This is a genomic window from Algoriphagus yeomjeoni, assembly GCF_049821175.1.
In the GTDB taxonomy this organism is placed as follows: Bacteria; Bacteroidota; Bacteroidia; order Cytophagales; family Cyclobacteriaceae; genus Algoriphagus; species Algoriphagus yeomjeoni_A.
This window is the reverse complement of the sequence record NZ_CP187512.1, coordinates 3,713,602-3,736,540: the sequence shown is the minus strand read 5'-3', so window position 1 is coordinate 3,736,540 and position 22,939 is coordinate 3,713,602. Positions and strand designations below refer to the sequence as shown.

The 22,939-nt window shown below is 38.5% G+C and carries 23 protein-coding genes, 2 tRNA genes and 1 pseudogene; 15 read left to right on the top strand and 11 right to left on the bottom strand.

Annotated elements, in window-relative coordinates:
- Window positions 1–176 precede the first annotated feature (176 nt).
- Complete coding sequence (locus tag ACPUEN_RS15065) at window positions 177–944, top strand: hypothetical protein (protein WP_425636724.1); 768 nt, start codon at window positions 177–179, stop codon at window positions 942–944.
- A gap of 80 nt (window positions 945–1,024) precedes the next feature.
- Window positions 1,025–1,492: a hypothetical protein gene (locus tag ACPUEN_RS15060; RefSeq protein ID WP_425636723.1), complete on the top strand. Its 468-nt coding sequence runs from the start codon at window positions 1,025–1,027 to the stop codon at window positions 1,490–1,492.
- A 1-nt stretch (window position 1,493) separates the two neighbouring features.
- On the opposite strand, the gene ACPUEN_RS15055 is transcribed toward ACPUEN_RS15060, so the two are convergent.
- From ACPUEN_RS15055 to mutS, 5 genes are all read right to left on the bottom strand, one after another.
- Window positions 1,494–2,198 (bottom strand): mechanosensitive ion channel family protein, encoded by a 705-nt coding sequence (locus ACPUEN_RS15055; RefSeq protein ID WP_425636722.1) that lies wholly within the window; start codon window positions 2,196–2,198, stop codon window positions 1,494–1,496.
- Between the two features lie 278 nt (window positions 2,199–2,476).
- Window positions 2,477–2,560 (bottom strand) — tRNA-Leu (locus ACPUEN_RS15050).
- A gap of 67 nt (window positions 2,561–2,627) precedes the next feature.
- A tRNA-Gly gene (locus ACPUEN_RS15045) sits at window positions 2,628–2,700 on the bottom strand.
- A 137-nt stretch (window positions 2,701–2,837) separates the two neighbouring features.
- Window positions 2,838–3,635, bottom strand: coding sequence for a LuxR C-terminal-related transcriptional regulator (locus ACPUEN_RS15040; protein WP_425636721.1), 798 nt, complete (start codon window positions 3,633–3,635; stop codon window positions 2,838–2,840).
- A gap of 44 nt (window positions 3,636–3,679) precedes the next feature.
- Entirely contained in the window at window positions 3,680–6,286 is a 2,607-nt protein-coding gene (gene mutS, locus ACPUEN_RS15035; protein ID WP_425636720.1) for a DNA mismatch repair protein MutS, read from the bottom strand.
- 89 nt (window positions 6,287–6,375) lie between these two features.
- Between mutS and ACPUEN_RS15030 the strand changes: the two genes are divergently transcribed.
- The gene (locus ACPUEN_RS15030; RefSeq protein ID WP_425636719.1) at window positions 6,376–6,909 is read left to right on the top strand and encodes an RNA methyltransferase; all 534 of its coding nucleotides are present in this window, start codon (window positions 6,376–6,378) and stop codon (window positions 6,907–6,909) included.
- On the opposite strand, the gene ACPUEN_RS15025 is transcribed toward ACPUEN_RS15030, so the two are convergent.
- The 6 genes from ACPUEN_RS15025 to ACPUEN_RS15000 form a co-directional block, all read right to left on the bottom strand.
- Window positions 6,906–7,319 (bottom strand): hypothetical protein, encoded by a 414-nt coding sequence (locus ACPUEN_RS15025; RefSeq protein ID WP_425636718.1) that lies wholly within the window; start codon window positions 7,317–7,319, stop codon window positions 6,906–6,908. The genes ACPUEN_RS15030 and ACPUEN_RS15025 overlap by 4 nt on opposite strands.
- Window positions 7,320–7,346: 27 nt before the next feature.
- Entirely contained in the window at window positions 7,347–7,793 is a 447-nt protein-coding gene (locus ACPUEN_RS15020; RefSeq protein ID WP_425636717.1) for a PaaI family thioesterase, read from the bottom strand.
- An 11-nt stretch (window positions 7,794–7,804) separates the two neighbouring features.
- Entirely contained in the window at window positions 7,805–8,398 is a 594-nt protein-coding gene (locus tag ACPUEN_RS15015) for a hypothetical protein (RefSeq protein WP_425636716.1), read from the bottom strand.
- A 30-nt stretch (window positions 8,399–8,428) separates the two neighbouring features.
- Window positions 8,429–9,187, bottom strand: coding sequence for an SDR family NAD(P)-dependent oxidoreductase (locus ACPUEN_RS15010; RefSeq protein WP_425636715.1), 759 nt, complete (start codon window positions 9,185–9,187; stop codon window positions 8,429–8,431).
- 61 nt (window positions 9,188–9,248) lie between these two features.
- Complete coding sequence (locus tag ACPUEN_RS15005) at window positions 9,249–9,782, bottom strand: YfiT family bacillithiol transferase (protein WP_425636714.1); 534 nt, start codon at window positions 9,780–9,782, stop codon at window positions 9,249–9,251.
- 5 nt (window positions 9,783–9,787) lie between these two features.
- Entirely contained in the window at window positions 9,788–10,480 is a 693-nt protein-coding gene (locus ACPUEN_RS15000) for a ComF family protein (protein WP_425636713.1), read from the bottom strand.
- 81 nt (window positions 10,481–10,561) lie between these two features.
- Here ACPUEN_RS15000 and ACPUEN_RS14995 point away from each other — a divergent pair, with 81 nt between their 5' ends.
- From ACPUEN_RS14995 to ACPUEN_RS14940, 12 genes and pseudogenes are all read left to right on the top strand, one after another.
- Window positions 10,562–10,903: a carboxymuconolactone decarboxylase family protein gene (locus ACPUEN_RS14995; RefSeq protein WP_425636712.1), complete on the top strand. Its 342-nt coding sequence runs from the start codon at window positions 10,562–10,564 to the stop codon at window positions 10,901–10,903.
- A 6-nt stretch (window positions 10,904–10,909) separates the two neighbouring features.
- The gene (locus tag ACPUEN_RS14990) at window positions 10,910–11,272 is read left to right on the top strand and encodes a hypothetical protein (protein ID WP_111609673.1); all 363 of its coding nucleotides are present in this window, start codon (window positions 10,910–10,912) and stop codon (window positions 11,270–11,272) included.
- A gap of 3 nt (window positions 11,273–11,275) precedes the next feature.
- On the top strand, window positions 11,276–12,037 hold the full coding sequence (locus ACPUEN_RS14985; protein WP_425636711.1) for an exodeoxyribonuclease III: 762 nt from the start codon (window positions 11,276–11,278) through the stop codon (window positions 12,035–12,037).
- A 33-nt stretch (window positions 12,038–12,070) separates the two neighbouring features.
- Complete coding sequence (locus tag ACPUEN_RS14980; RefSeq protein WP_111609671.1) at window positions 12,071–12,472, top strand: ATP-binding protein; 402 nt, start codon at window positions 12,071–12,073, stop codon at window positions 12,470–12,472.
- Window positions 12,473–12,475: 3 nt separating this feature from the next.
- Window positions 12,476–12,901 (top strand): rRNA maturation RNase YbeY, encoded by a 426-nt coding sequence (gene ybeY / locus ACPUEN_RS14975; protein WP_425636710.1) that lies wholly within the window; start codon window positions 12,476–12,478, stop codon window positions 12,899–12,901.
- 80 nt (window positions 12,902–12,981) lie between these two features.
- Entirely contained in the window at window positions 12,982–14,847 is a 1,866-nt protein-coding gene (gene mnmG / locus ACPUEN_RS14970) for a tRNA uridine-5-carboxymethylaminomethyl(34) synthesis enzyme MnmG (protein WP_425636709.1), read from the top strand.
- Window position 14,848: 1 nt separating this feature from the next.
- Complete coding sequence (locus ACPUEN_RS14965; RefSeq protein ID WP_425636708.1) at window positions 14,849–15,748, top strand: class I SAM-dependent methyltransferase; 900 nt, start codon at window positions 14,849–14,851, stop codon at window positions 15,746–15,748.
- 71 nt (window positions 15,749–15,819) lie between these two features.
- Window positions 15,820–16,125, top strand: a pseudogene (locus ACPUEN_RS14960) (Ig-like domain-containing protein); the annotation flags it as partial.
- 48 nt (window positions 16,126–16,173) lie between these two features.
- Window positions 16,174–17,418, top strand: coding sequence for a hypothetical protein (locus tag ACPUEN_RS14955; protein WP_425640247.1), 1,245 nt, complete (start codon window positions 16,174–16,176; stop codon window positions 17,416–17,418).
- A 462-nt stretch (window positions 17,419–17,880) separates the two neighbouring features.
- Entirely contained in the window at window positions 17,881–19,629 is a 1,749-nt protein-coding gene (locus ACPUEN_RS14950) for an AMP-dependent synthetase/ligase (protein ID WP_425636707.1), read from the top strand.
- Window positions 19,630–19,970: 341 nt separating this feature from the next.
- Window positions 19,971–20,441, top strand: a complete 471-nt coding sequence (locus tag ACPUEN_RS14945) for a MarR family winged helix-turn-helix transcriptional regulator (RefSeq protein ID WP_425636706.1) — start codon at window positions 19,971–19,973, stop codon at window positions 20,439–20,441.
- A 44-nt stretch (window positions 20,442–20,485) separates the two neighbouring features.
- Window positions 20,486–22,891, top strand: a complete 2,406-nt coding sequence (locus ACPUEN_RS14940) for a 3-hydroxyacyl-CoA dehydrogenase/enoyl-CoA hydratase family protein (RefSeq protein ID WP_425636705.1) — start codon at window positions 20,486–20,488, stop codon at window positions 22,889–22,891.
- Window positions 22,892–22,939 lie beyond the last annotated feature (48 nt).

The following is a 22,939-nucleotide window of genomic DNA, read 5'->3' as shown; positions in this document are numbered from 1 at the left end:
TTATTCTTTTAAAATAAATCTCTGTGAGTTTTATTTTTTCCCAAATAGGCTCCCTGCTCCTTTTCTACTTTTTTAAAAATGTTTTTTCAATCCTACTGAAACTATTTGGCTAGGCAGAAAAGTGTTGAAATGGCATCTGTGTTGAACTAGCAACTGGAACCAAAATTTTAAAGCTTATGAAATTGAATATTGCAAAAATAGCCTTTGCTGCGCTAATATTACCGGCAAGTTTAGGTCTACTTTCTTGTGAATCAGAAGATGAAAACCCAACTTCTGAATCTGAAACTCAGGCTTCTTTGAAAGCCACCGCTACACAGTCTTCTTCAGGCACCTCCGAAAATGGAAGGTTTACAATCAGCGGATTTACTGTCAATGAATTTACAGTTGGTACGCAAGATGTAGCTATGAAGTACTATGCTTCAGCAGACTTAGTTGGAGGAATTGATTTGGGCGGTATACAGCTTAAGACGACTTTAAATGCAGAATTACAAACCTCATCATCAGAGAGAAAATCCCTTAATTTGGTATCAAATGGAGAAACAAAGGTTTCTTTGGTAGGTCAAGGGAATACTCCGGAAGGAAATTACAAACAAGTTTCTTTTTCACTCTATTCAAATGAAACTAGTAGTGATCCTATGTACCAAAAATCTTTGTTCATCACTGGAGAAATTAATGGCAAATCAACTCAGTTTTGGACTGAAACGGAAAAGGTAATAGAGGCTACATCAGAATCAGCTTCTGGTATTGAAGTAGAAAACAATACTGAATTATTACTCTCTTTTGAGATGGAAAAGCTTTTTGCTGGAGTTGATTTTAGTAATGCTATAGATGCTAACAATGATGGTAAAATTGAAATCCGTCCAAACAGCCCAGATGGAAACGCTGAGCTTTTAGCAAAGATAGAAGCAAACCTAGAAAGCTCAGTAGTGTTGAAAAAACGATAAATCAGACTTTATTATTCAACAAAAAGACCGGATTTACCGGTCTTTTTCATTTATTTCAGTCTTTCATTTATTCTAAAATCATGCAAGATCCTAAGTCACTTACTTCCGTAGCTTTATTTCACGAAACTTTTAAACACCCGGTTTTACCTTCTCCAACTATCCCTGAGAAAGTTAGATGCGATCTCCGTGTTTCTCTTTTGGCTGAGGAACTAAGAGAACTGGAAGAAGCTATCGCAAATAATGATCTGGTCGAAGTGGCTGACGCGCTTTGTGATCTACAATACGTGCTTTCAGGGGCAATTTTGGAATTTGGCTTGGGAGAAAAATTCAAAACACTCTTCGACGAAGTGCAGCGATCCAACATGAGCAAAGCCTGTAAAACTGAAGACGAAGCCAAAGCAACCGTCGCACACTACAATGCAAAAGGAACGGAATGCTTCTACGAAAAAGAAGGGGATTTATTCCTAGTCTTTAGAAAAGGTGACAGAAAAACACTAAAATCGGTAGCCTATTCGCCTGCAGACCTAGCTGGAATTTTAGGAAAGTAAATCAAGACGTCTTCAAACTATCGCCCTTGTGCGTTTTGAGCTCAATGATTTTGGCAGGCAGATTGAAGCCTGCCTTTTCTAAAGAAGTCAAGACATTGAGAATCGCTGTGCTCTTAATATCCAAGTCGCCAATGGAGTCGTCCAAGGTATCCACCCAAAAGTTGATCTCGATATTAAGGGTGCTTTCCGCCATTTCATGTACTCGCACAGTCACTTTTTTCCTTTCTTCAAGTATTCCAGGAATGCCTCGAAGGGCTGAATCAATTATCGACATTGCTCCCATGTAATCCGACCCATAATCCAGCCCGACCATAAAATCATACCTCAAATATCCATCTATAGTGAAATTGATCAACGGGTTTTTGATCAGGATAGAATTAGGTATAAAAACATCTTTCCCATCCAAAGTTTTAATCTGAGTATCTCGGAGATTCAGGCTTAGCACCTGACCTCGTATTCCGCTGATATCTACAATATCTCCTATTTTAAATGGTCTTTTAAAAGCCAGAATGATTCCTGCTAGGAAATTTTCGCCAATGTCCTTCAGCGCAAACCCTATAATAAAAGCAGATATTCCAGCACCAGCCAGCATTCCTGAAATCACTCCAGTCAAGCCAATAATCCGGAACACGACCAGCAACCCAATCAGAATCACTATTGATCCAAAAATCCCAGCAAGGAAGTTCGCCAACAGGTCGTCGTCCATCCTCTTGATTAATCTCCTACTTAAAAGAGTTCTCGATTTTCTCGCTAGAAAAAGAAAAATCAGAAAAGTAGCAAGTGCGATGCCGCCTATTATGAGCCAGTGCTTTATAGTAGGCCAGTCTGTTGACAAAAATTCTAATTCATTCATAGCTCTCAAAATACGAAAAATGGCTGGTGTCGCTTAAATTATTGGAATTCATTTATTCCTGTAATTAAAAAATAGTGCCGTTCAGAAACGGCTATTAACACAAAAAGCCCCACATTTCTGTGAGGCTTATGTACCAGGAGCGGGAATCGAACCCGCACGGCCTTACGGCCACAAGATTTTAAGTCTTGCGTGTCTACCTATTCCACCATCCCGGCTTCACTCCAGATTTTTGGAGCTACTGTTTCCTTTAAACAAGAAAGCCCTTGAATCAAGGGCTTTTTGAGCGGGAGACGAGATTCGAACTCGCGACCCCGACCTTGGCAAGGTCGTGCTCTACCAGCTGAGCTACTCTCGCGTTGTTAACTGAAACGTGATCCAGTTGAATTGTGGATGCAAAGGTAAGCGTCATTAATAAAATCGCAAGCATTCATTCGTTATTTTTTTCATGTAGTCTTTAAAAACCAGAGTTTATCGTTGGTTTTCAGACAACTATCAAAATGGATACGAGGATAAAATTTTTACCATTTCACCCAAATTTCGAGCTTTGAGCTTTTTAAGGATGTTTTTTCTATGGGTGCCTACTGTATTCACTGAAATATTTAAGTGCGCTGCAACTTCCTTAGACTCTTTCCCATCCAGAATTAACTTTACAATCTCCTTTTCCTTTTTGGTGAGAGAAACCACACGACTATTTGGAGAGTTTTTACTTACAAAAACTCGAGATTCATCTACTTTTTGATAGGAATAATTCCAATCGTACCCTACAGATTTGGGAGGAGTATGCAATTGCACTATGATGTGCAGGTCCATGGCAAAATTACCGGCTGAGTCAATTAAATAAGGTCTTACTTTTCCAAGCATCCAAGAGATTTCATTCGTTTTACGATGAACCCAGCGCGTGGTATATGAAAATTCAAAGGTATGCTTCTCAGCCAAAGTGAGTTGGTGGAAGCTATCAAATACAATTTTCTGAAATCGAAAAAGCTCTTCTCTATCCTCTGGATGTATCATCGCAAAGGATGTTTCCATTCCCTGTGAGCGAAACATATCTGCTGGATATCCCGTCAGCTCCTCTACATTGCCTGTAAAAAATGCCAAATTCAATTTTCTATAGTCAAAGCAGGCAATCGTAAGTCCTTCTTGCATACCAATATTCTGGCTCAACTGTTCAAGTTGCTCCATCTTACGGTCTTCTTCAGGATGGTCTTGAAATTCCTGCTCCTTCCACTCCTGAAAAAATTGAGTGTATTTATTTTGCTTGCGTAAATCTTTTAGCAATACTTTATTCATAAAAAAATCATTTTATTTAAAGATAAGACACGAAAATAAATTTCTCATATTTCAATTTTCTTTTTGATCTCATGCAATTTCAAAAGTGCTTCTATTGGAGAAATTGCGTTGATATCAATCCCTTCAATTAGTTCTTTTGCCTCTTGAAACTTAGGATCCATCTCGAACATACTCAACTGAAAATTATTCTTAGGAATTGATTTGATATTTTTTTTCTGCTCAGCTACGGCTTTATCCTTTTCCAGATGTGACATAATCTCTGCCGCTCTCAGGACAATAGGGTTTGGCATACCCGCCATCTGAGCGACGTGAATACCAAAGCTGTGCTCACTGCCCCCTGCCTTCAGTTTTCTCATGAATATGACTTTATTTCCCACCTCTTTCACTGACACATTAAAGTTCTTGATTTTAGGAAAATCAGAAGCCAATTGATTTAATTCATGATAATGAGTTGCAAAAAGCGTTTTTGCTCGAAAAGTAGGATGATTATGCAAATACTCAACAATTGACCAGGCGATAGAAATTCCATCATAAGTGGAAGTTCCTCTGCCTATTTCATCCATCAACACCAAGCTTCTATCAGACAGGTTGTTTAAAATACTGGCGGTCTCAGTCATTTCCACCATAAAGGTAGATTCCCCTTTGGAAAGATTATCCGAAGCTCCTACACGGGTGAAAACTTTATCTATAATGCCTATTCTTGCAAATGATGCTGGCACAAAACTACCCATCTGAGCCATAAGCACCGTTAAGGCTGTTTGTCGAAGCAGGGCAGACTTACCTGCCATATTAGGACCCGTGATGATCATGATCTGTTGAGAATCGTGATCCAGATAGATATCATTTGGCACATAGTCCTCGCCAGGAGGCAACTGCTTTTCAATCACCGGATGACGACCATCTTTGATTTCAAGCGTTTCTGTTTCGGAAATCTTCGGTCTACAATACCCGTTGGAAAGTGCAACTTGGGCAAAAGAAAGAAGAACATCCAGGGTACCAAGCACTCTTGCATTTTGCTGGATTTGCGTCACATACTGAGCCGTTTCCTGTACAAGTGCTAGAAAGAACCGTTGCTCAATCGCAACCATCTTGTCTTCAGCATTCAGGATTTTATCCTCGTATTCTTTGAGTTCTGGCGTGATGTATCGCTCTGCATTCACGAGTGTCTGCTTACGAATCCACTCCGCAGGTACTTTGTCTTTGTGTGAATGGGTAACTTCAAGATAGTAGCCAAAAACCTTGTTGAAGGCGATTTTTAGTGAAGTGATCCCAGTCTTCTGTACTTCCCGCTGCTGGATTTGTACCAAAAAATCCTTTCCTGTGTTCGCTAGACCTCGATATTCATCCAATTCCGGATCGACACCGTCGTTTATGATTCCACCTTGGTGAGTGAGCATTGGCGCATCTTCTTTGAGCTCTGTATCTATTTTCTCAAGTAAAAACTCACACTGATGTAGCTGATCTGATAGCCTTTTCAAAGTAGGATTCTTCTGATTCTTGAGAAGCTCTTTGATTGGCTGAATATTTATCAGCGCACGTTTGATTTGATTGATCTCGCGGGGATTTGCCCGACCTACTACTACTTTAGAAATCAACCGCTCTAAATCGCCGATATGCTTCAATGGATCAACCATCTCCTCAATCAACTCTTGATTTTGGAAGAAAAAGTCAACCACATTCAATCGCTCCTCAATCGTCTTTTTCTCTTTCAGTGGAAGCACCATCCACTTTTTCATCATCCTGGAGCCCATAGGGGTCACCGTCTGATCCAAGATATTGATCAAAGGAACTCCTCCTTCATGCTGTGGAAATACCAATTCAAGATTTCGGATAGTGAATTTGTCAAGCCAGACGTATTTCTCCTCCGCAATTCTCGAAACTGAAGAGATATGCTGTATTTCCTTATGCTCCGTCTCTTCCAAATAATACAAAATCGCTCCGGCAGCCACGATTCCGTACTCCAGGTCTTCTATTCCAAAACCTTTGAGGTTTGCAGTGCCAAAATGTGTCTTGAGTTTTTCGTAAGTAAAGTCATATTGGTATACCCAATCTTCACAGTGAAAAGTGATGAAATCATTTTTGAGCAACTCAGCCGCGGACTTCTTCGCAGCTTTAGAGAAAATAATCTCAGCTGGTGCAAAGCTCTGAATCAACTTTTCAAGATAAGAAGCATTTCCCTCCGCGCACATAAATTCGCCCGTGGATAGGTCTAGGAAAGCTATTCCGTGCCTTTCCTTCCCAAAGTATATAGAAGCGAGGTAATTGTTTTTCTTCGTGTCTAAAACCTGATCGTTAAACGAAAGTCCAGGCGTCACCAATTCTGTCACACCACGCTTTACGATTCCTTTGACAGATTTTGGATCTTCAAGCTGATCACAAATCGCAACCCGATTTCCTGCACGCACCAATTTCGGCAAATAATTATCTAAAGAATGATGTGGAAATCCTGCTAATTCAATGTGAGAGGCTGACCCATTGGCTCTTTTTGTCAGAACTATATCAAGAATTTTGCTCGCACGAACGGCATCCTCCCCGAATGTCTCATAGAAATCCCCAACCCGAAAAAGCAACAATGCACCAGGATGCTTGGCTTTGATGGCATTGTATTGCTTCATTAAAGGCGTTTCTTTGCCGTCTTTAGACTTACTCATGGGGTGTGCTTACTTTTAATACTATTTTTGGAAACTGAATCGGGTAAGAAAGTCGAAAATAAGCCATTCACCAAGCAGAACAAAAAAGGATGAAAAAATTAAGTATGGAAGAGCTCGAAAGAGTATCGGTAGAGGAGTTCAAGGAAATGGATAAATCGCCGATTGTGCTCGTTCTGGATAATGTTCGCAGTTTAAATAACGTGGGATCTTCTTTCCGAACTGGAGATGCTTTTGGCATAGAAAAAATTTACCTATGCGGAATTACGGGCACTCCGCCACATCGGGATATTCAGAAAACGGCTTTGGGCGCAACAGAATCTGTAGAATGGGAATATTGCCTGAATACCATGCAGGCGATGGAAAAACTGAAAGCTGAAGGCTATCAAATCTGTGCGCTGGAACAGGTAGATCGCTCGGTAATGCTCAATGAATTCAGGCCTGAAAAAGGTAAAAAGTATGCACTTGTTTTCGGAAATGAGGTATTCGGGGTAGAAGAAGAAGTGCTCAAGGCCTGTGATGCAGTTTTGGAAATCCCACAGCTAGGTACTAAGCACTCCTTGAATATCTCCGTATCGCTGGGAATAGCGGTTTGGGATCTGATGGTTAAAATGAAGCAGTTTTAATTTTTGGAGAATCTGTACCTCAAACCGAAAGATCCCCGAAATAAAGAACCATCATTGAAGCCAACAATAGGAGCTCCTTCTATATGAAAGCCGAAATCTTTTTGCTCAAAAGGATAAATATTCAAACCAACCGGAACTACAATTCCGTCAAAACTTCCAACTCTCAAACCAGCTCCTCCATAAAACTCAAAGCGGTCTGTCTTTTTGAAAATATAATTGGCTGCAAGTTCGGCCGACAAATTCTCAAAATAGGTATCTGTCCCTATTCGAAATTCAGGGATAAAGCGCTCACCAAATTGGTAATTTACCCCAAGGAAAGGTAGGTTACTTTGATGAAAAGTGATTGTGGTTTGTGAAAAAGCAGATAGAGAAAAAAGCCCAAAGAAGGCGATGAGCACCAATTTTTTCATTTGTATAAAATTAAGTTGTAGAAAATATTATAATCCAAGATCACTTACCTTCACATGCGTTTTTATCATGTTTGAGCTAGCTTTCGCCACAAGTTTACCTGAATATTTAGTGATTACGGCTTCCCAATGATTTAGGTTGGCCCCGGAACGAACTAATTTTGCAGAAACGTCTAATTTCTCACCGATTTGGGCTGCCGACAAAAAATCCACATTCAAATTAATACTTGTCATCAGATACTCAGACCCTGCAGCAAAATTTCCCATCCCAATCACATCATCAAGCATCATCGAGGCAACTCCACCATGCAAAATTCTGGCAGGATTGCACATCGCGGGAGTAACTGTATAAGACACTTTGATTTGGTCTTTATCAATCGCGACCAAGGTTCCTGCTAGCCAATTTCCTGCTTTTGATGGCATTTCATCAAGCTTTTTCCCAACTAATTGTTTAAATTGATCTAATGCTTTATTCATCTTTTCCTTGGTTATTCTCGTCCATTTATCAATCTAAAATAATCGCCTAAGGTAGCTTGTAACGCCTCCCGTTCCTTAGGATCATCCCAAATACTCACCCAAGCTGAGTCCACTTTCACCTCAAAGTCAGCATCTGCCTTTATCCATGGCTCAAGTTGCCTCACTTGCGCTAGAAATTGAGTGTTATTCCCGTTTTCAAGCAAGATATCTTGGGTCTCACCCTCATGTATAACCCTCAGCTCGAGTGGCCAATCCATATTCACCGGCTCTAAATAAAGGTAAGCCTCATCCTTTCGGCTATTGAAAATTAGTACCAGATTCAGTAAAGGATCCGTCTTAGAAACTGTTCTGCTTTCATGCCTAAAGAGCAGCATTCCGGCATCAGACCTTGTTTCTCTATCGTACCTGATTGCCCGCACGTTCAAAAAGTACAAGCGGCTAGAAGACGACATGCGAAAAGTGAGATCATCTCCTGTATTATTTGCTCTTTTAGTATTAAAAAATGAAAGTATGAACACTAAACCTATGGAAACCAAGCCAAAGATTTTTAGAATTCTTATAAGCTCTGGTGATAAAATTTCGTCGGTCTTTTGCCTATATGGCATAGGTATGGGTAGTTAACAGTGAAAGAAGTGTCAATGCACATACGATCCTGCGTTGATATCTATACTTGCCCCTGTGGCATGATCAGCTAGCCCAGAGCAAAGAAGCGTCACCATAGGAGCAATATCTTCAGGCTTAGTCAGTTCTGGCAACGCAATATCATTAAGTGCAAAGTCCTCCCCATAGGCTGACAGGATTTCTTCGGCCATATCAGTACGAGTAAAACCTGGAGCTATAAGAAACGCCTTGATCCCTTGCTTTCCATAGTGCCGAGCAATGGATCTAGTCAAACTGACTACGGCGCCTTTAGAAGCAGCGTAGGCAATATAATCGGTAGTATCACCCCGAAAAGCAGCTCTCGAAGAGATATTTACTATTCTCCCACTTTGCTGTACCAAGGCATGCTCAACAAACTCCTTACAAATAATGCCTAGAGCAGTAGTATTCACTTGAATCGTTTCATGCCAAATCTTAACCCATTCTCCGGTCGGAAGGTTATCAGCGGCTGACTTGGAGATTCCTGCATTGTTAACGATTGCAGTAATAACACCATACTTTTGGACTAGTTTGGGGATATAACCCATGACTTCTTCCAATTTAGCAAGATCACAAGGCTCCACAAAAGCAGGATTGGCCAACTCCCTTTTAAGCTTTTCTGCCTCAGTCACATTGCTATTAAAATGAATGATCACTTCAGCACCCGATTCGGAAAGCTGCTTTGCGATAGCTCGACCAATCCCTCTGGAAGCGCCAGTAACTAGAATTCGTTGATTTTTTAAGGATATATTCATGAAAGAAATTACAAGCTAAAACCTATTACTTCATTTAAAATACTTAGTCAGAAGAGGATAGTTACCACTTTTCCCTAAGCACCAAATGCTGGATATGTGCCAAATGATGCTGGGAATGCCACTGATACATAAGAGTAACATCGGAAAGAGGCACTGAAGATTGAGATTCCGGATGGAAATAGGTCTTTTTAAAATCTGATGAATCCATGCTTTCAAGTAAAACAGCCCACTTAAAATGTATTCCATCTATCAAATTAAGAGATGCTCCAATTGGCAAGGAATAATCAGGCATCTTTGCCCAAGCAGCTTCATTATAAGGCTTAATTATTGGATTTTCTTCAGTAAGAGCCAATTTGAAGCGTATCAGTGCATTCATATGAGAATCTGCGAGATGATGGACAACTTGTCGTACAGTCCAACCACCCGGTCGATATGGGGTGTTTAACTGCTCTTCAGAAAAACTCTGTACTGTTTCTTTCAAATACTGAGGAAATGAACCTAAATAAGCACTAGCTTCTTGTAAGTGTTGATCTGAAACATCATTTGGTTTCAAAAATTTACCGATTGGGTACTTTAATAATTCTATATCTATCATACTATTTATCCTCCTGCTGCGATGGTAACCAAATCTACATTTTTTGCCCCATTCCCCAAAAGGACGTTTGCGCAGGCACACAAAGTAGCGCCCGTAGTCATGACATCATCTACAAGCAAAATTGATTTGCCTGATAGTGTAGAGTAATTAGATACTTCAAATACATCGTCCATATTAAACATTCGCTCTAGACGGGATTTTTGAGTTTGAGTTTCGGTAAATTTTCTTCGCTGTATGCCATTTTCTAACTTTAACGAAAGCGCCTCGCTTAGCCCAAGTCCAAAGTGCTCACTCTGATTATAACCTCTACGACTCTGCTTCAATGGGTGCAATGGCACTGGTACTATAACATCCCAGCATTTTGAATAGCCATTTTCGTTGAGAATTTTTCCGTACAAACTTCCTAATTCCTTTGCCAGCTGAGGTTTATTTCTATACTTGAGCTGATGAAGTAGCTTCTGACTATTCCCTCCTTTGGTAAATTTAAGGTATGCCATCACCATTCCTACAGTACTTAATCCCTTCACCTTATCACATAAATCATTGTCAGTTGGCCTTAGATGGTAGCTAGTCACTGGAAGTGTGCCTTTACAAATACTACATAGATTATTTTCATGATCGTATAAAGACCTACCACATAGCAAACAATTGCGTGGGAAAACTAAATCCAAAAAATCTTTGACAAAAAATAAACGCATTGTGAAAAAGGCTTGTTCCTATCTGCCAAGGGCAAATAGTGGTATATTTGCTACTTAATTCTTTCCTAAACAGTTAAGATAATGAATCTCATAGAGGAATTCAACGAGTACCGCAGTCAAATGAACGAGAAAATTTTGGCTGAAGACAATAAGGTAATCAAGCGTATATTTAATCTTGACACTAATGCATATGCAGAAGGGTCGGTAGATATTAAGTCTAAAGAAATGATTGGGCTAGCTTGTTCTATGGTATTGAGATGTGATGATTGTGTCAAATACCATTTAGGAAAGTGTCATGAAGTAGGCTTAACGAAAGAGCAAATATTTGAAGTATTCTCAATTGCTACTTTGATAGGAGGGACAATAGTGATCCCGCACTTAAGAAGGGCTGCAGAATATTGGGAAACACTTGAAAATCAATAACTTAAAATGTTCAAACGCGATCTAGAATTAGAAAAACGTTGGTCAAAACTATTAGAAGGCCTAAAAGAAACCATAGGAAAAAAACCTGCGGACTTAAATGGCGTACTCTTTCTTATTGGCGTTCAAGAACTTGGTCAAGGCAACAGGATATTTAGTAAAGAGCAAAAGCAAGATTTAATGCACATAGCTGTCTGCAAGGTGTTGAGCTATGATGGGTTTTATGAACTTGACTATGTAGATCAAGAAGGTTGGCCTCATTGGAAATTAACAAAAGAACTTCCTCATTTTGATTTATTAGATCAGGAGAAGCTTTTAAAGATTCAAGTATTGGAATATTTTGAAAAAGAATACGAAATAATAATTGAATAAATCGTGAAGATAGTATCGTATAACGTAAATGGCATTCGTGCCGCAATGAACAAAGGTTTTATTGACTGGCTGAAACAGGTAAACCCAGATATAATTGGTTTACAGGAGGTTAAGGCAAATTTAGACCAGATAGACGCTACTATTTTCGAAGATTTAGGTTACGAAATATTTTGGTATCCAGCTGTAAAAAAAGGATATAGTGGTGTTGCAATTTTGACGAAAATAAAGCCAAAATCAGTAAAACATGGAATGCAATACTCCAAATATGACGATGAGGGAAGGTTGCTCCAAGTTGATTTTGAAAACTTCTCTTTTTTGACTGCCTATTTCCCCTCGGGAACAACTGGAGATATCCGTCAAGCATTCAAATATGAATTTCTAGATGATATATATGGCTACACCCAAGATCTAAAAAAAAGCAATCCAAATTTTATCTTGAGTGGGGATTATAACATCTGTCACAAAGCAATTGATATACATAATCCAAAGTCCAATAAGAACACTTCAGGGTTTTTACCGGAGGAGAGAGCTTGGATGGATAAATTTACAGAATCTGGTTTTATTGATAGTTTCAGAAAATTTAATGAGCAACCAGACAATTATACCTGGTGGAGCTATAGAGCAAACTCCAGAGCAAAGAATTTAGGGTGGAGAATTGATTACCATATGGTAACAGCGCCGATGAATGATCGACTTAAAAGCTCAATCATTTTAGCTGATGCAAAGCATTCAGATCATTGTCCAATACTAATTGAAATAGAATAAAACAGTAGATACTACTCATTGAAAACAATTATGATGAAAAGCATAAAAATTTCTATTCCTTCTCTAATTGAGAACATAAAAATAATTGAAAGTTTCATCGACAATGCGCGAGAAAATTTTGAAATCAATGATGATATCTACGGTAATATTATGATATCAGTGACTGAATGCATCAGTAATGCAATAATCCATGGGAATCAAGGTGATAAAAACAAGCTTGTTCATTTGGAGCTAACGCTAGAAGACGAATTGCTTTTATTCACTATTCAGGATGAAGGAAATGGTTTTGACTATAATGAGTTAAAAGATCCAACGGAACCAGAAAACATCGAGAAAATAGGGGGAAGAGGTATTTTTCTTATAAAACACCTTTCAGATGATGTGAAGTTTGAAGAAAATGGCACCAAAACGGTTTTATCATTTTACATGAATTAAACTATGCCTATTAATTTCTTTATTGAAGAAGTCCCTTTTTCACTGAAAGAAAAGAGAAAAAGGAAAGCTTGGCTAAAAAAAATTGCAGAATCAGAAAACCATAAAATTGAAGATCTCAATTATGTTTTTTGCTCTGACGAGTATTTATACAGTATGAATGTAGAATATCTAGATCATGATACCTACACAGATATAATCACTTTTGACAATTCAGAAGATGAAGGAATCATAGAGGGAGATATTTTCATAAGCATAGAAAGAGTAAAAGAAAACTCAGAAACGCTTAATGTAACAGAAGAAAAAGAGTTGAGCAGAGTGATTAGCCATGGGCTATTTCATCTCCTAGGTTACAAGGATAAAACAAAAGCAGAAGCTAGCTTGATGAGAAGTAAAGAGGAATTTGCAATAAATTTATTCGAAGAGATTTAAACGTTCCACGTGAAACAGCATTTTCTTAAAGAAGAATAATACAACAGTTCCACGTGAAACAGTACACAAAAAAGGATACAATGTTTCCAATATACGATGTCATAGTAGTAGGGGCGGGGCACGCTGGATGCGAAGCGGCACATGCAGCAGCTAGCATGGGCTCCAAAGTTTTACTATGTACAATGAACATGAATACAATTGCTCAAATGTCGTGTAACCCAGCAATGGGAGGAGTGGCTAAAGGGCAAATAGTACGTGAAATTGATGCACTGGGTGGAATGTCAGGTATTATATCTGATAAATCCATGATACAGTTTAGGATGCTAAATAGATCAAAAGGTCCAGCAATGTGGTCGCCAAGATCTCAGAACGATCGAATGAAATTCGCTGAAGAATGGAGATTGGCATTGGAAAACACTCCCAATGTGGATTTCTGGCAAGAAATGATTACCGGCCTTGTAGTGAAGAACGGAGACCTAAAAGGAGTAAGAACTAGTATAGGGTTGGAAATCCAAGGAAAAAGTGTCGTTTTAACTAACGGAACATTCCTAAACGGTTTAATTCATATTGGCGAAAAACAATTTGGCGGCGGACGAACTGGGGAGGCGGCAGCTCGAGGTATAACCGAGCAACTAGTAGAATTAGGATTCGAGTCAGGGAGAATGAAAACCGGAACTCCACCGAGAGTCGACGGAAGAAGTCTAGACTATTCAAAAATGGAGGTGCAACATGGCGACGAAAACCCTGAGAAATTCAGCTATTCTGATACAACAACAACTCTAAAAAATCAAAAAACTTGTTGGATTACCTATACTAACAAAGAAGTACACTCAAGTCTAGAAGAAGGCTTTGATAGATCTCCCATGTTTAATGGTAGAATTCAAGGCTTGGGGCCAAGATATTGCCCATCTATTGAGGATAAGATAAATCGATTTGCAGAAAGAGATAGGCATCAAATCTTCGTAGAACCTGAAGGATGGAACACGGTGGAAATGTATATAAACGGCTTTTCTACATCACTTCCCGAAGACGTACAATTCAAAGCACTTAGAAAAATAGCTGGTTTTGAAAATGCAAAAATGTTCCGCCCTGGGTATGCCATTGAATACGATTATTTTCCGCCTACTCAATTGAAATTAACCTTAGAAACGCAGTTAATAGAAAATCTATATTTCGCAGGTCAAATAAATGGTACTACGGGATATGAAGAAGCCGCTTCTCAAGGATTAGTAGCAGGTATAAATGCTAGCTTGAAAGTTCAGGAAAGAGATCCTTTTTTGCTGAAAAGATCAGATGCATACATAGGAGTATTAATTGATGATCTTATAAATAAAGGTACTGAAGAGCCATATAGAATGTTTACTTCAAGAGCTGAGTTCAGACTCTTATTACGTCAGGATAATGCAGATCTAAGGTTAACTCAAAAAGGACATAATATTGGGTTGGCATCAGATGAGCGTCTAGCAAAAATGAACCATAAACGGGAGGAAACTGCTAAGCTCATTAACGATCTAAAGCATAAGAAATTCTCTCCAGAAAGTGTAAACGATGGTCTCGAAGAAATTGGTTCTGCTATGATCAAGGAAAAAATATCTGCTGAAAAACTATTAAAACGTCCTCAAATAGGTCTTCAAAATCTAAAAACATTTAATTCTGAAATCGAAGCTTACCTTTCTAAATATCCTACGGAAGTATTAGAACAAGCAGAGATCCAGATCAAATATGACAGCTATATTGAAAAGGAACAGCAGATGGTAGAGAAGCTAAGCAATATGGAAAACTTCAGAATTCCATTGAAATTTGACTATATAGGAATTCCAGCACTCTCTGCAGAAGGAAAACAGAAACTGAATAAAATAAGACCTGAAACTATGGGTCAAGCTTCTAGAATAAGCGGAGTCACACCAGCAGATTTATCTATAATCACTGTTTACCTTGGAAGATAGAATGTTAGAAAGACTTACTAAATGTCCACTTTGCAAAAGTGGACATTTTCTTAATTCTGAACAGATCAAAGATTTCGCAGTTAGCCAGGAGTCTTTTATTATTTGTAATTGTATCAAATGTGGTCTAAAATTCACTAACCCTAGACCGAAAGTTGAAGCTATAGCTCCATATTACGATTTCCCGGAATATTTCTCCCATGAGGATAAAGCAAAAAATCTAACCCAATTTGTTTACCAAAAAGTAAGGAAATACGCTGTCTCAAAAAAAGTAAAACATTTGAATAGTCTAAAACCCTCCAAAGGAAAATACTTAGACTATGGCTGTGGTACGGCAGAACTTCTTTCAAAAGCCAAAGAAACCGGATGGAAGGTAAAAGGTATTGAACCAAATGAAAAAGCTAGAAATCAAGCAAAGTCTAAAGTAAACGGAAAAGTATATGAATCCATTGATGAACTACCTCAAGGAAGCTCATTTGACATCATTACACTTTACCATGTACTGGAGCATATTCATTCACTTAGAAAAACAATAAAAAAACTCTTAAACATCTTAAAATCAGATGGTTATATAGTAATAGCTGTCCCAAATCCAGAAAGCTATGATGCTATAAAGTATAGAGACCGATGGGCTGGATGGGACGTTCCGAGACACCTTTACCACTTTAATCGTAAGTCTATTGAAAGCTTCTCAGAGCTCTTTGATTTACAACTAGTGAATGAAATGCCAATGAGTTTTGATAGCTATTACGTTTCATTATTGTCTGAAGGCTATACAAATCCTAATCAATCCATAGTACAAAGATATTGGAAGGCTATCATGTCAGGCAAAAAGTCAAACAGTGAAGCGCGGAAGACCGCAGGAAATTATTCTAGTAACTTATTTGTGTTCAAAAAGAAGTGAAACAATCTAACTTAATCATACTTTTAGTTATAAGCCTATTCGCTTTTTCCTGTGCCAAGCAAAGCACGCCCATGGGAGGACCTCCAGACGAAGAACCACCAATCGTACTAGAAATGATTCCCCAGGACCAAAGCCTAAATACAAAACCAAAAGAAATAATCTTAACATTTGATGAATACATAAAACTGGACAATGCCAACAAAAACATCCTGATCACTCCAAGAATAAATAAGGATGAGGTGATCATTACGGCATTAAAAAACACGCTTATAATAGAACTTAATCAGGAACTGGAAGACAGTACCACCTACGTATTCAACTTCCAAAAATCAATTCAAGATTTATCAGAGGGGAATCCAGCTGAGAACCTAAAATTGGTTTTTTCAACTGGCGCAAGTATAGATAGCCTTAAAGTATCAGGATCAGTGAATAGATATTTTCCAGGCAGAAATGACAAAATAGAAGATGCCATAGTGGGTTTATATCCAATTGATGACACAACTAATGTATTTATCGCGCCTCCATATTACTTAAGCCAAGTAGATACAGCCGGTAATTTTAACATTTCAAATATTAAAGCTGGAAAATACTTTGCTTATGCTTGGCAGGATGACAATAATAGCCTTAAAGCAGAATATAAATCCGAGGCATTTGATTTCATAAAGGATACAATTACCATTGATCAAAACATATCAGGCTTACATTTCAATCTTTCAAAAGGAGATCAAAACCCCATAAACTTACTGAGGTCTTCAACACTTGGATCGAATTATACTATTGTATTGAACAAGACTCCAAATGAAGTAGTCCTAGAAAATGAAAAAGTGGGAAGTGAAATATTTTATACATTAGGAGACAAAAGAGTAAATCTTTATTCACAATCAGTACTTACTGATAGCATATCGATAAATGTTAACCTAAAGGATTCAGTTGGATATGAAATTGATTCCTTACTATGGGCAAAATTTGAAGAATCGGATCGAAAACCAGAAAAACTAACCATTTCCGCTAATTCCGGTAAAAGCTTTTATCAGGATTTACCCATAGAACTAACCTTTAATAAACCCATCACAAACATCAACTTTGATTCCCTCTACCTAGCTTACGATACAGCGTCTATTATAAGAGTTTTACCAGAAATGTTAAGTTTCAAGGATTCACTACGAAGGGATGTTTTAGAAATTAATCTTCTTGTGCCTGATTCCATACCATTTGAGATATTTTCCTTAAAAGCCGCAGATTCTACCTTCAGAGATATAGAAGGCCAATACAATGAAGTAGCCTTATCTGCCAATTATAAAAAGTTGAAAAAAGAAACCCTTTCCGATGAAATTTCAGGAAGAATCGAAGGCTCTGAAGGGCCATTTATAGTACAGCTTTTAGATAGTAAAGGAGAACTGAAAAGGGAGTCTTATTTAGAAAATAGCAACCAATTTTCATTCAGGCTAATCGAAGCAGCAAGCTACCAAATCAGGGTGATAGAAGATACAAATATGAATCACCGTTGGGATCCAGCAAACTTCGAAGAAAGAAGATATGCAGAGCGCACTTTCAATTTCATAGATCCTGAAACAGGAAATGGTAACATTCTGGTTAGAGGAGGCTGGATAGTTGAAGACCTTGTGATAACTGCAACACCAAAAACAGGTATAAAAAGTAGCGAAAATTAACCGTGGATAAGTGTCAATTTAACTGTGGATAAAAAAGGATAACCGATAGATAACTCAACGCTTATCAACTTATCATTTACTACCTTTTCTACCAACCACCTATATTGGGGAAAAGCTGACACTTATCCACCAACCAAAATCATTCTATCCACAAGCTTTTTCCCAACAGTGAATAAGTAAGACCTAATCCACAAAAATTGGAATATTCATTTACTCCAATAATTTTCAAAGACTTACATGTGGACAAATAGAGGATAACCCGTGGGAAACTCAGATCTTCACTGTGCTAGAAAGTGGAGAAGAATAAAACACCTACTTTTCAACAAATCCACAGTCCTAATAACCTTAATAAAGAATTTTTTTAAAAATCTATTTTACAACTATTATAAAAAGAGAGCGTGGATAACTCTTTGTAATGGCCGCACATTTTGGTAATATTATACAAACCCAAAATGAGATACTATGGAGCCTTCGAGACTTTTTGATTTGATTCCCTATCAGATCGCTACTTATGATAAAGAGATTGCACTTTCTAAAAAAGAAGCTGGTCAATGGAAATCATTTTCGTCCAGAGATATAAAAGAAATAGTTGATAATTTGAGCCTGGCTTTTTTAAAAGCAGGACTGAAACAAGGAGAGAAAGTCGCTATCATTTCCGAAAACTGTCCAGAATGGAATTTCATTGATTTAGCACTGCAGCAGATAGGTGGAATATCCGTACCCATTTATCCTACAATAACCTCCTCAGATTTCGAATATATTTTTGATCATGCCGAAGTCAAAATGATTTTCGTTGGTGATCAGGTGATTTTTGATAAAGCCAAAGAGGTATGTGGAGATCGATTTATTTACAGTTTTTCAACAATTGAATGTGCGATTTTCTGGGAGGATTTCTTGGCGATTGGAGTAAATGAAAGCATAGAGCCACTTGAACTGTTAAAAGAGACTGTAAAGCCTGATGACATGTTTACCATCATTTATACTTCAGGTACCACAGGTAGACCAAAGGGGGTGATGCTTTCACATACCAATGTTCTTTCGAATGTTCTTGCGATTGCCGCTATTATGACTCCAGAAAGAGGAACTTCACGCGTACTTAGTTTTCTTCCACTTTGTCATATTTATGAGCGAACCGGTTCTTTCTGCTTTATGTACTTGGGTTTTTCCATTTACTATGCGGAGAGCTTGGAGACTTTGGGGGAAAATATGAAGGAAGTCAAACCGCATGCTTTTAACACAGTACCTCGTCTTCTAGAGAAAATTTATGATAAAATTGTAGCCAAAGGTTATGAGCTTTCAGGAGTTAAAAAAGGGCTTTTCTTTTGGGCTTTAAATCTTGGTTTGGATTATGATCCAGGTGGCCATATGGGATTTTGGTATGATTTTCAGTTGAAATTGGCCAATAAACTAATTTTCAGTAAATGGAGAGAAGCTTTAGGAGGTGAAGTACTTCAAATTAATTCGGGTGCATCTGCTTTACAACCAAGGCTAGCTCGGGTTTTTTGGGCAGCAGGGATCAAAGTATGTGAAGGCTATGGCTTGACGGAGACTTCCCCGGTAATTTCAGCATCTGTTTGTACAAATGAAGAAATGAGGATAGGTTGGGTTGGAAAATTAGTGAAAGATGTAAAAGTAAAAATTGCCGAAGATGGTGAAATCCTCGTTCAAGGACCCAATGTGATGCTAGGTTACTACAAGCAACCTGATATGACTGATGAGGTACTTCAAAACGGCTGGTTTCATACTGGAGATATAGGAGAGCTAGATGGAGAATTCCTGAAAATTACCGATCGCAAGAAGGAGATGTTCAAAACCTCTGGAGGCAAATACATAGCTCCTCAGCTGATGGAAAATAAATTCAAGGAATCCACGCTGATAGACCAGTTGATGGTGGTCGGTGAAAATAAAAATTATCCAAGTGCCTTGATCGTGCCTGGTTTTGAAGGATTGAAGGATTATTGCAAACATAAAGGCATTCCATACACCACAGATGAGGAAATGATCCAAAAACCTGAAATCATTGAAAAGTATGATAGAGAGATCGAGCAAATCAATAAATACTTTGGTAAATGGGAGCAAATCAAGCGTTTCAAGCTTTTGGCAGAACCTTGGGGAATAGAATCAGGAGAATTGACCCCAACAATGAAATTAAAGAGAAAAGTGATTTTTCAGAAATTCGGAAAAGAGATTGAGGCTATCTACCAAGATTGAGGCTTGTGATTTTTTGATTTCTGAATATTCAAGAGCTTTTTCAGTGACTGAAATTGGTTTGTTGTGTGCAAAACACTAGAAATGTGACTATTTCGATCACCAATTACAGGTCTGTCTACTTCTATTAACATTAGTAGATCGTTTTACAAAAAAAGGCTTTTTATCTCAATAATTCGGAATATCTGGAAATAGCGCACTTTTTCATTTATAATATTCTGTGATACTTGAATATTTGCTTAAATAATTTGTGATGCATGCATAACTTTTTTTCAATATAGTATGCATGCATACAATATTTTTTGTAGATTAGTATTCCTCATTAATTGAAGAATTCTGTAGAGATGAAAAGAGAAGAAACAGTTGATTACCATATAAAAAGTGCTTGGCATGCGATCTCAAGAATGTACAATCAGCAAGCAGCTGAGGAGGGATTTACCACAGCCATTGGTTTTGTACTCATCAATATCAATTCTACAGAGGGTACGCCTGCCACTAAAATTGCTCCAAAACTAGGTCTTGAGACCAGAAGTTTGACCAGAATGCTGAAGACAATGGAGGAAAAAGGCATGATTTATAAAATGCCTGATCCAATTGATAAGCGTTCTGTTCGGATTTTTCTTACTGACGAAGGTAAAAGAAAGAAGCAAATTTCAGTTAATACTATTCGGGAATTTAACGAACAGGTCCGAGAAATCGTAAGCGAAGAAGAGCTTCAGGATTTCTTCAAAATATTTGAGAAAATTCAACTGGTGATCGATCAAGTGCAGACCGCCAAAGGAATAGATGTCAACAAACCAATATTTGAACTATAAACCATATAAGACCACAAGGTAGCCACTACCAAAAGCCCAAAATTATGAAGAGAACCATTAAGAAAATTGCCATTTTAGGTTCGGGTGTTATGGGATCCAGAATTGCCTGTCACTTCGCTAATATCGGCGTGCAGGTGCTTTTACTGGACATAGTACCCTTTGAACTTACCGAGCAAGAACAGAAAAAAGGACTGACCAAAGAAGATCCTATGGTCAGAAATAGAATTGTTACGGAGGCCTTAGCTTCCACTTTGAAATCTAATCCTTCTGCGATTTATGATAAGTCATTTGCCTCCAGAATTACTACTGGAAATTTTGATGACGATCTCCCAAAAATCAAAGATTACGATTGGGTGATGGAAGTCATCGTTGAGAGACTGGATATCAAGCAGTTACTTTTTGAGAAAGTAGAGAAACATAGAAAGCCAGGCACACTAATTACTTCAAATACCTCAGGAATTCCAATGCACATGATGTGCGAAGGCAGATCAGAAGACTTTCAGGAGAATTTTGCCGGGACACACTTTTTCAATCCTCCGCGCTATTTACGCTTATTAGAAATCATTCCTGGTCCAAAATCCAAGCAGGAAAACATTGATTTCCTCATGGAATATGGAGACAAGTTCCTTGGGAAAGAAACAGTGCTATGTAAGGATACACCTGCCTTTATTGCCAACAGAATAGGTGTATACGCGATTATTTCCGGTATGCATACCATTGAAAAAATGGGACTAGGTGTATCAGAAGTCGATAAATTGACTGGTACGCTAATAGGTAGAGCGAAATCTGCCACATTCCGAACCATGGACGTCGTTGGTTTGGATACGACGGTAAATGTGGCTAATAACTTATACAAAGCCTTACCTAATGATGAGTCTCGGGAGAAGTTCAAGCTTCCTAAAATCATGCAGGTTCTTTATGAGAAAAAATGGCTAGGTGACAAGACTGGATCTGGATACTTCAATATGATCCGTCACAAAGATGGATCGAAGGAACTGAAGGAAATCGATTTTGAAACCTTTGAGTACAAGGATTTAGAAAAACCAAAATTCAAAGCATTAGAAGCAGCGAAGGAGTTTGAAGACTTGAAAAAGCGTATCAAATTCTTGGTGAATTTTGAGGATAAAGCTGGTGAGTTCTATAGAGCTACTTTTTATGATTTGTTCAGATACTGCTCACATCGAATTCCAGAAATCGCAGATGAATTATTCAGAATTGACCAAGCCGTTTGTGCTGGTTTCGGATGGGAGCTTGGACCTTTCGAAAACTGGGATTTACTCGGTGTCAAGGAAACAGTAGAGAAAATGGAAGCTGCTGGGGAGAAGCCAGCTGCTTGGGTTTATGAAATGCTTGAAGCTGGAAATGAAACCTTCTACAAAGTAGAAAACGGCAAGAAGCACTACTACGACATTCCGAGCAAGTCCTATAAGGAAGTGCCAGGCATGGACGATTTCATTATCCTTGACACACTCAAATCTGCTGGAAAAGTAATTTGGAATAATGCAGGAGCTTCTGTCTATGACTTAGGCGATGATGTGATCGGTTTAGAATTTCACACCAAAATGAATTCCATGGGTCAAGAGGTCATCGAGGGAATCAACACCGCAATAGGCATGGCTGAAAAATCCCACAAAGGTCTTGTAGTGGGTAATGAAGGCGCTAATTTCTCCGCAGGAGCAAATCTTGCTATGCTATTCATGTTTGCCGGAGATCAGGATTTTGATGAGATCAATTTGATGATCGCTCAGTTCCAAAACACGATGATGCGAGCGAGATATTCCTCAATTCCTGTTGTAGTTGCGCCACACAATATGGCTTTGGGAGGTGGATGTGAACTTTCACTACACTCAGATCACATTCAGGCGCATGCAGAATTGTACATGGGATTGGTAGAAGTAGGAGTAGGATTGATTCCTGCTGGTGGCGGTACCAAAGAGATGACGTTGAGATTTTCCAATGCAGTGAAATCCGGAGATGTGGAGTTGAATCGCTTGCAGGATGCATTTATGAATATCGCGATGGCGAAAGTCTCTACCTCAGCTGAGGAAGCTAGGAGCTTGGGTTATTTGAGAAAAGACGACGGGATTACTTTGAATCGTAAGCGTCAATTGGCTGAGGCAAAAACTAAGGTTCTTTCCTTGCACGAAGCGGGCTACACTCAGCCGATTGAGCAGACAGATATTCGAGTTCTCGGAAAAGAGTCGCTGGCACTTTTCGAAGCCGGTATCACAGGAATGAGGTATGGTGCATATATCTCGGAGCATGATGCTTTGATTGCTAAAAAACTTGCCTACGTAATGTCTGGGGGGGATTTGTCCTCGCCAACAGAAGTTTCAGAACGATACTTATTGGATTTGGAGCGTGAAGCATTCTTAAGTTTGACTGGAGAGAAAAAGACCTTGGAGCGTATTCACAGTATTTTATTCAAAGGAAAACCGCTTAGGAATTGATGTCCAAAGTACAATGTACCAAGTAACTCAATACTTAAAAAACTCGAA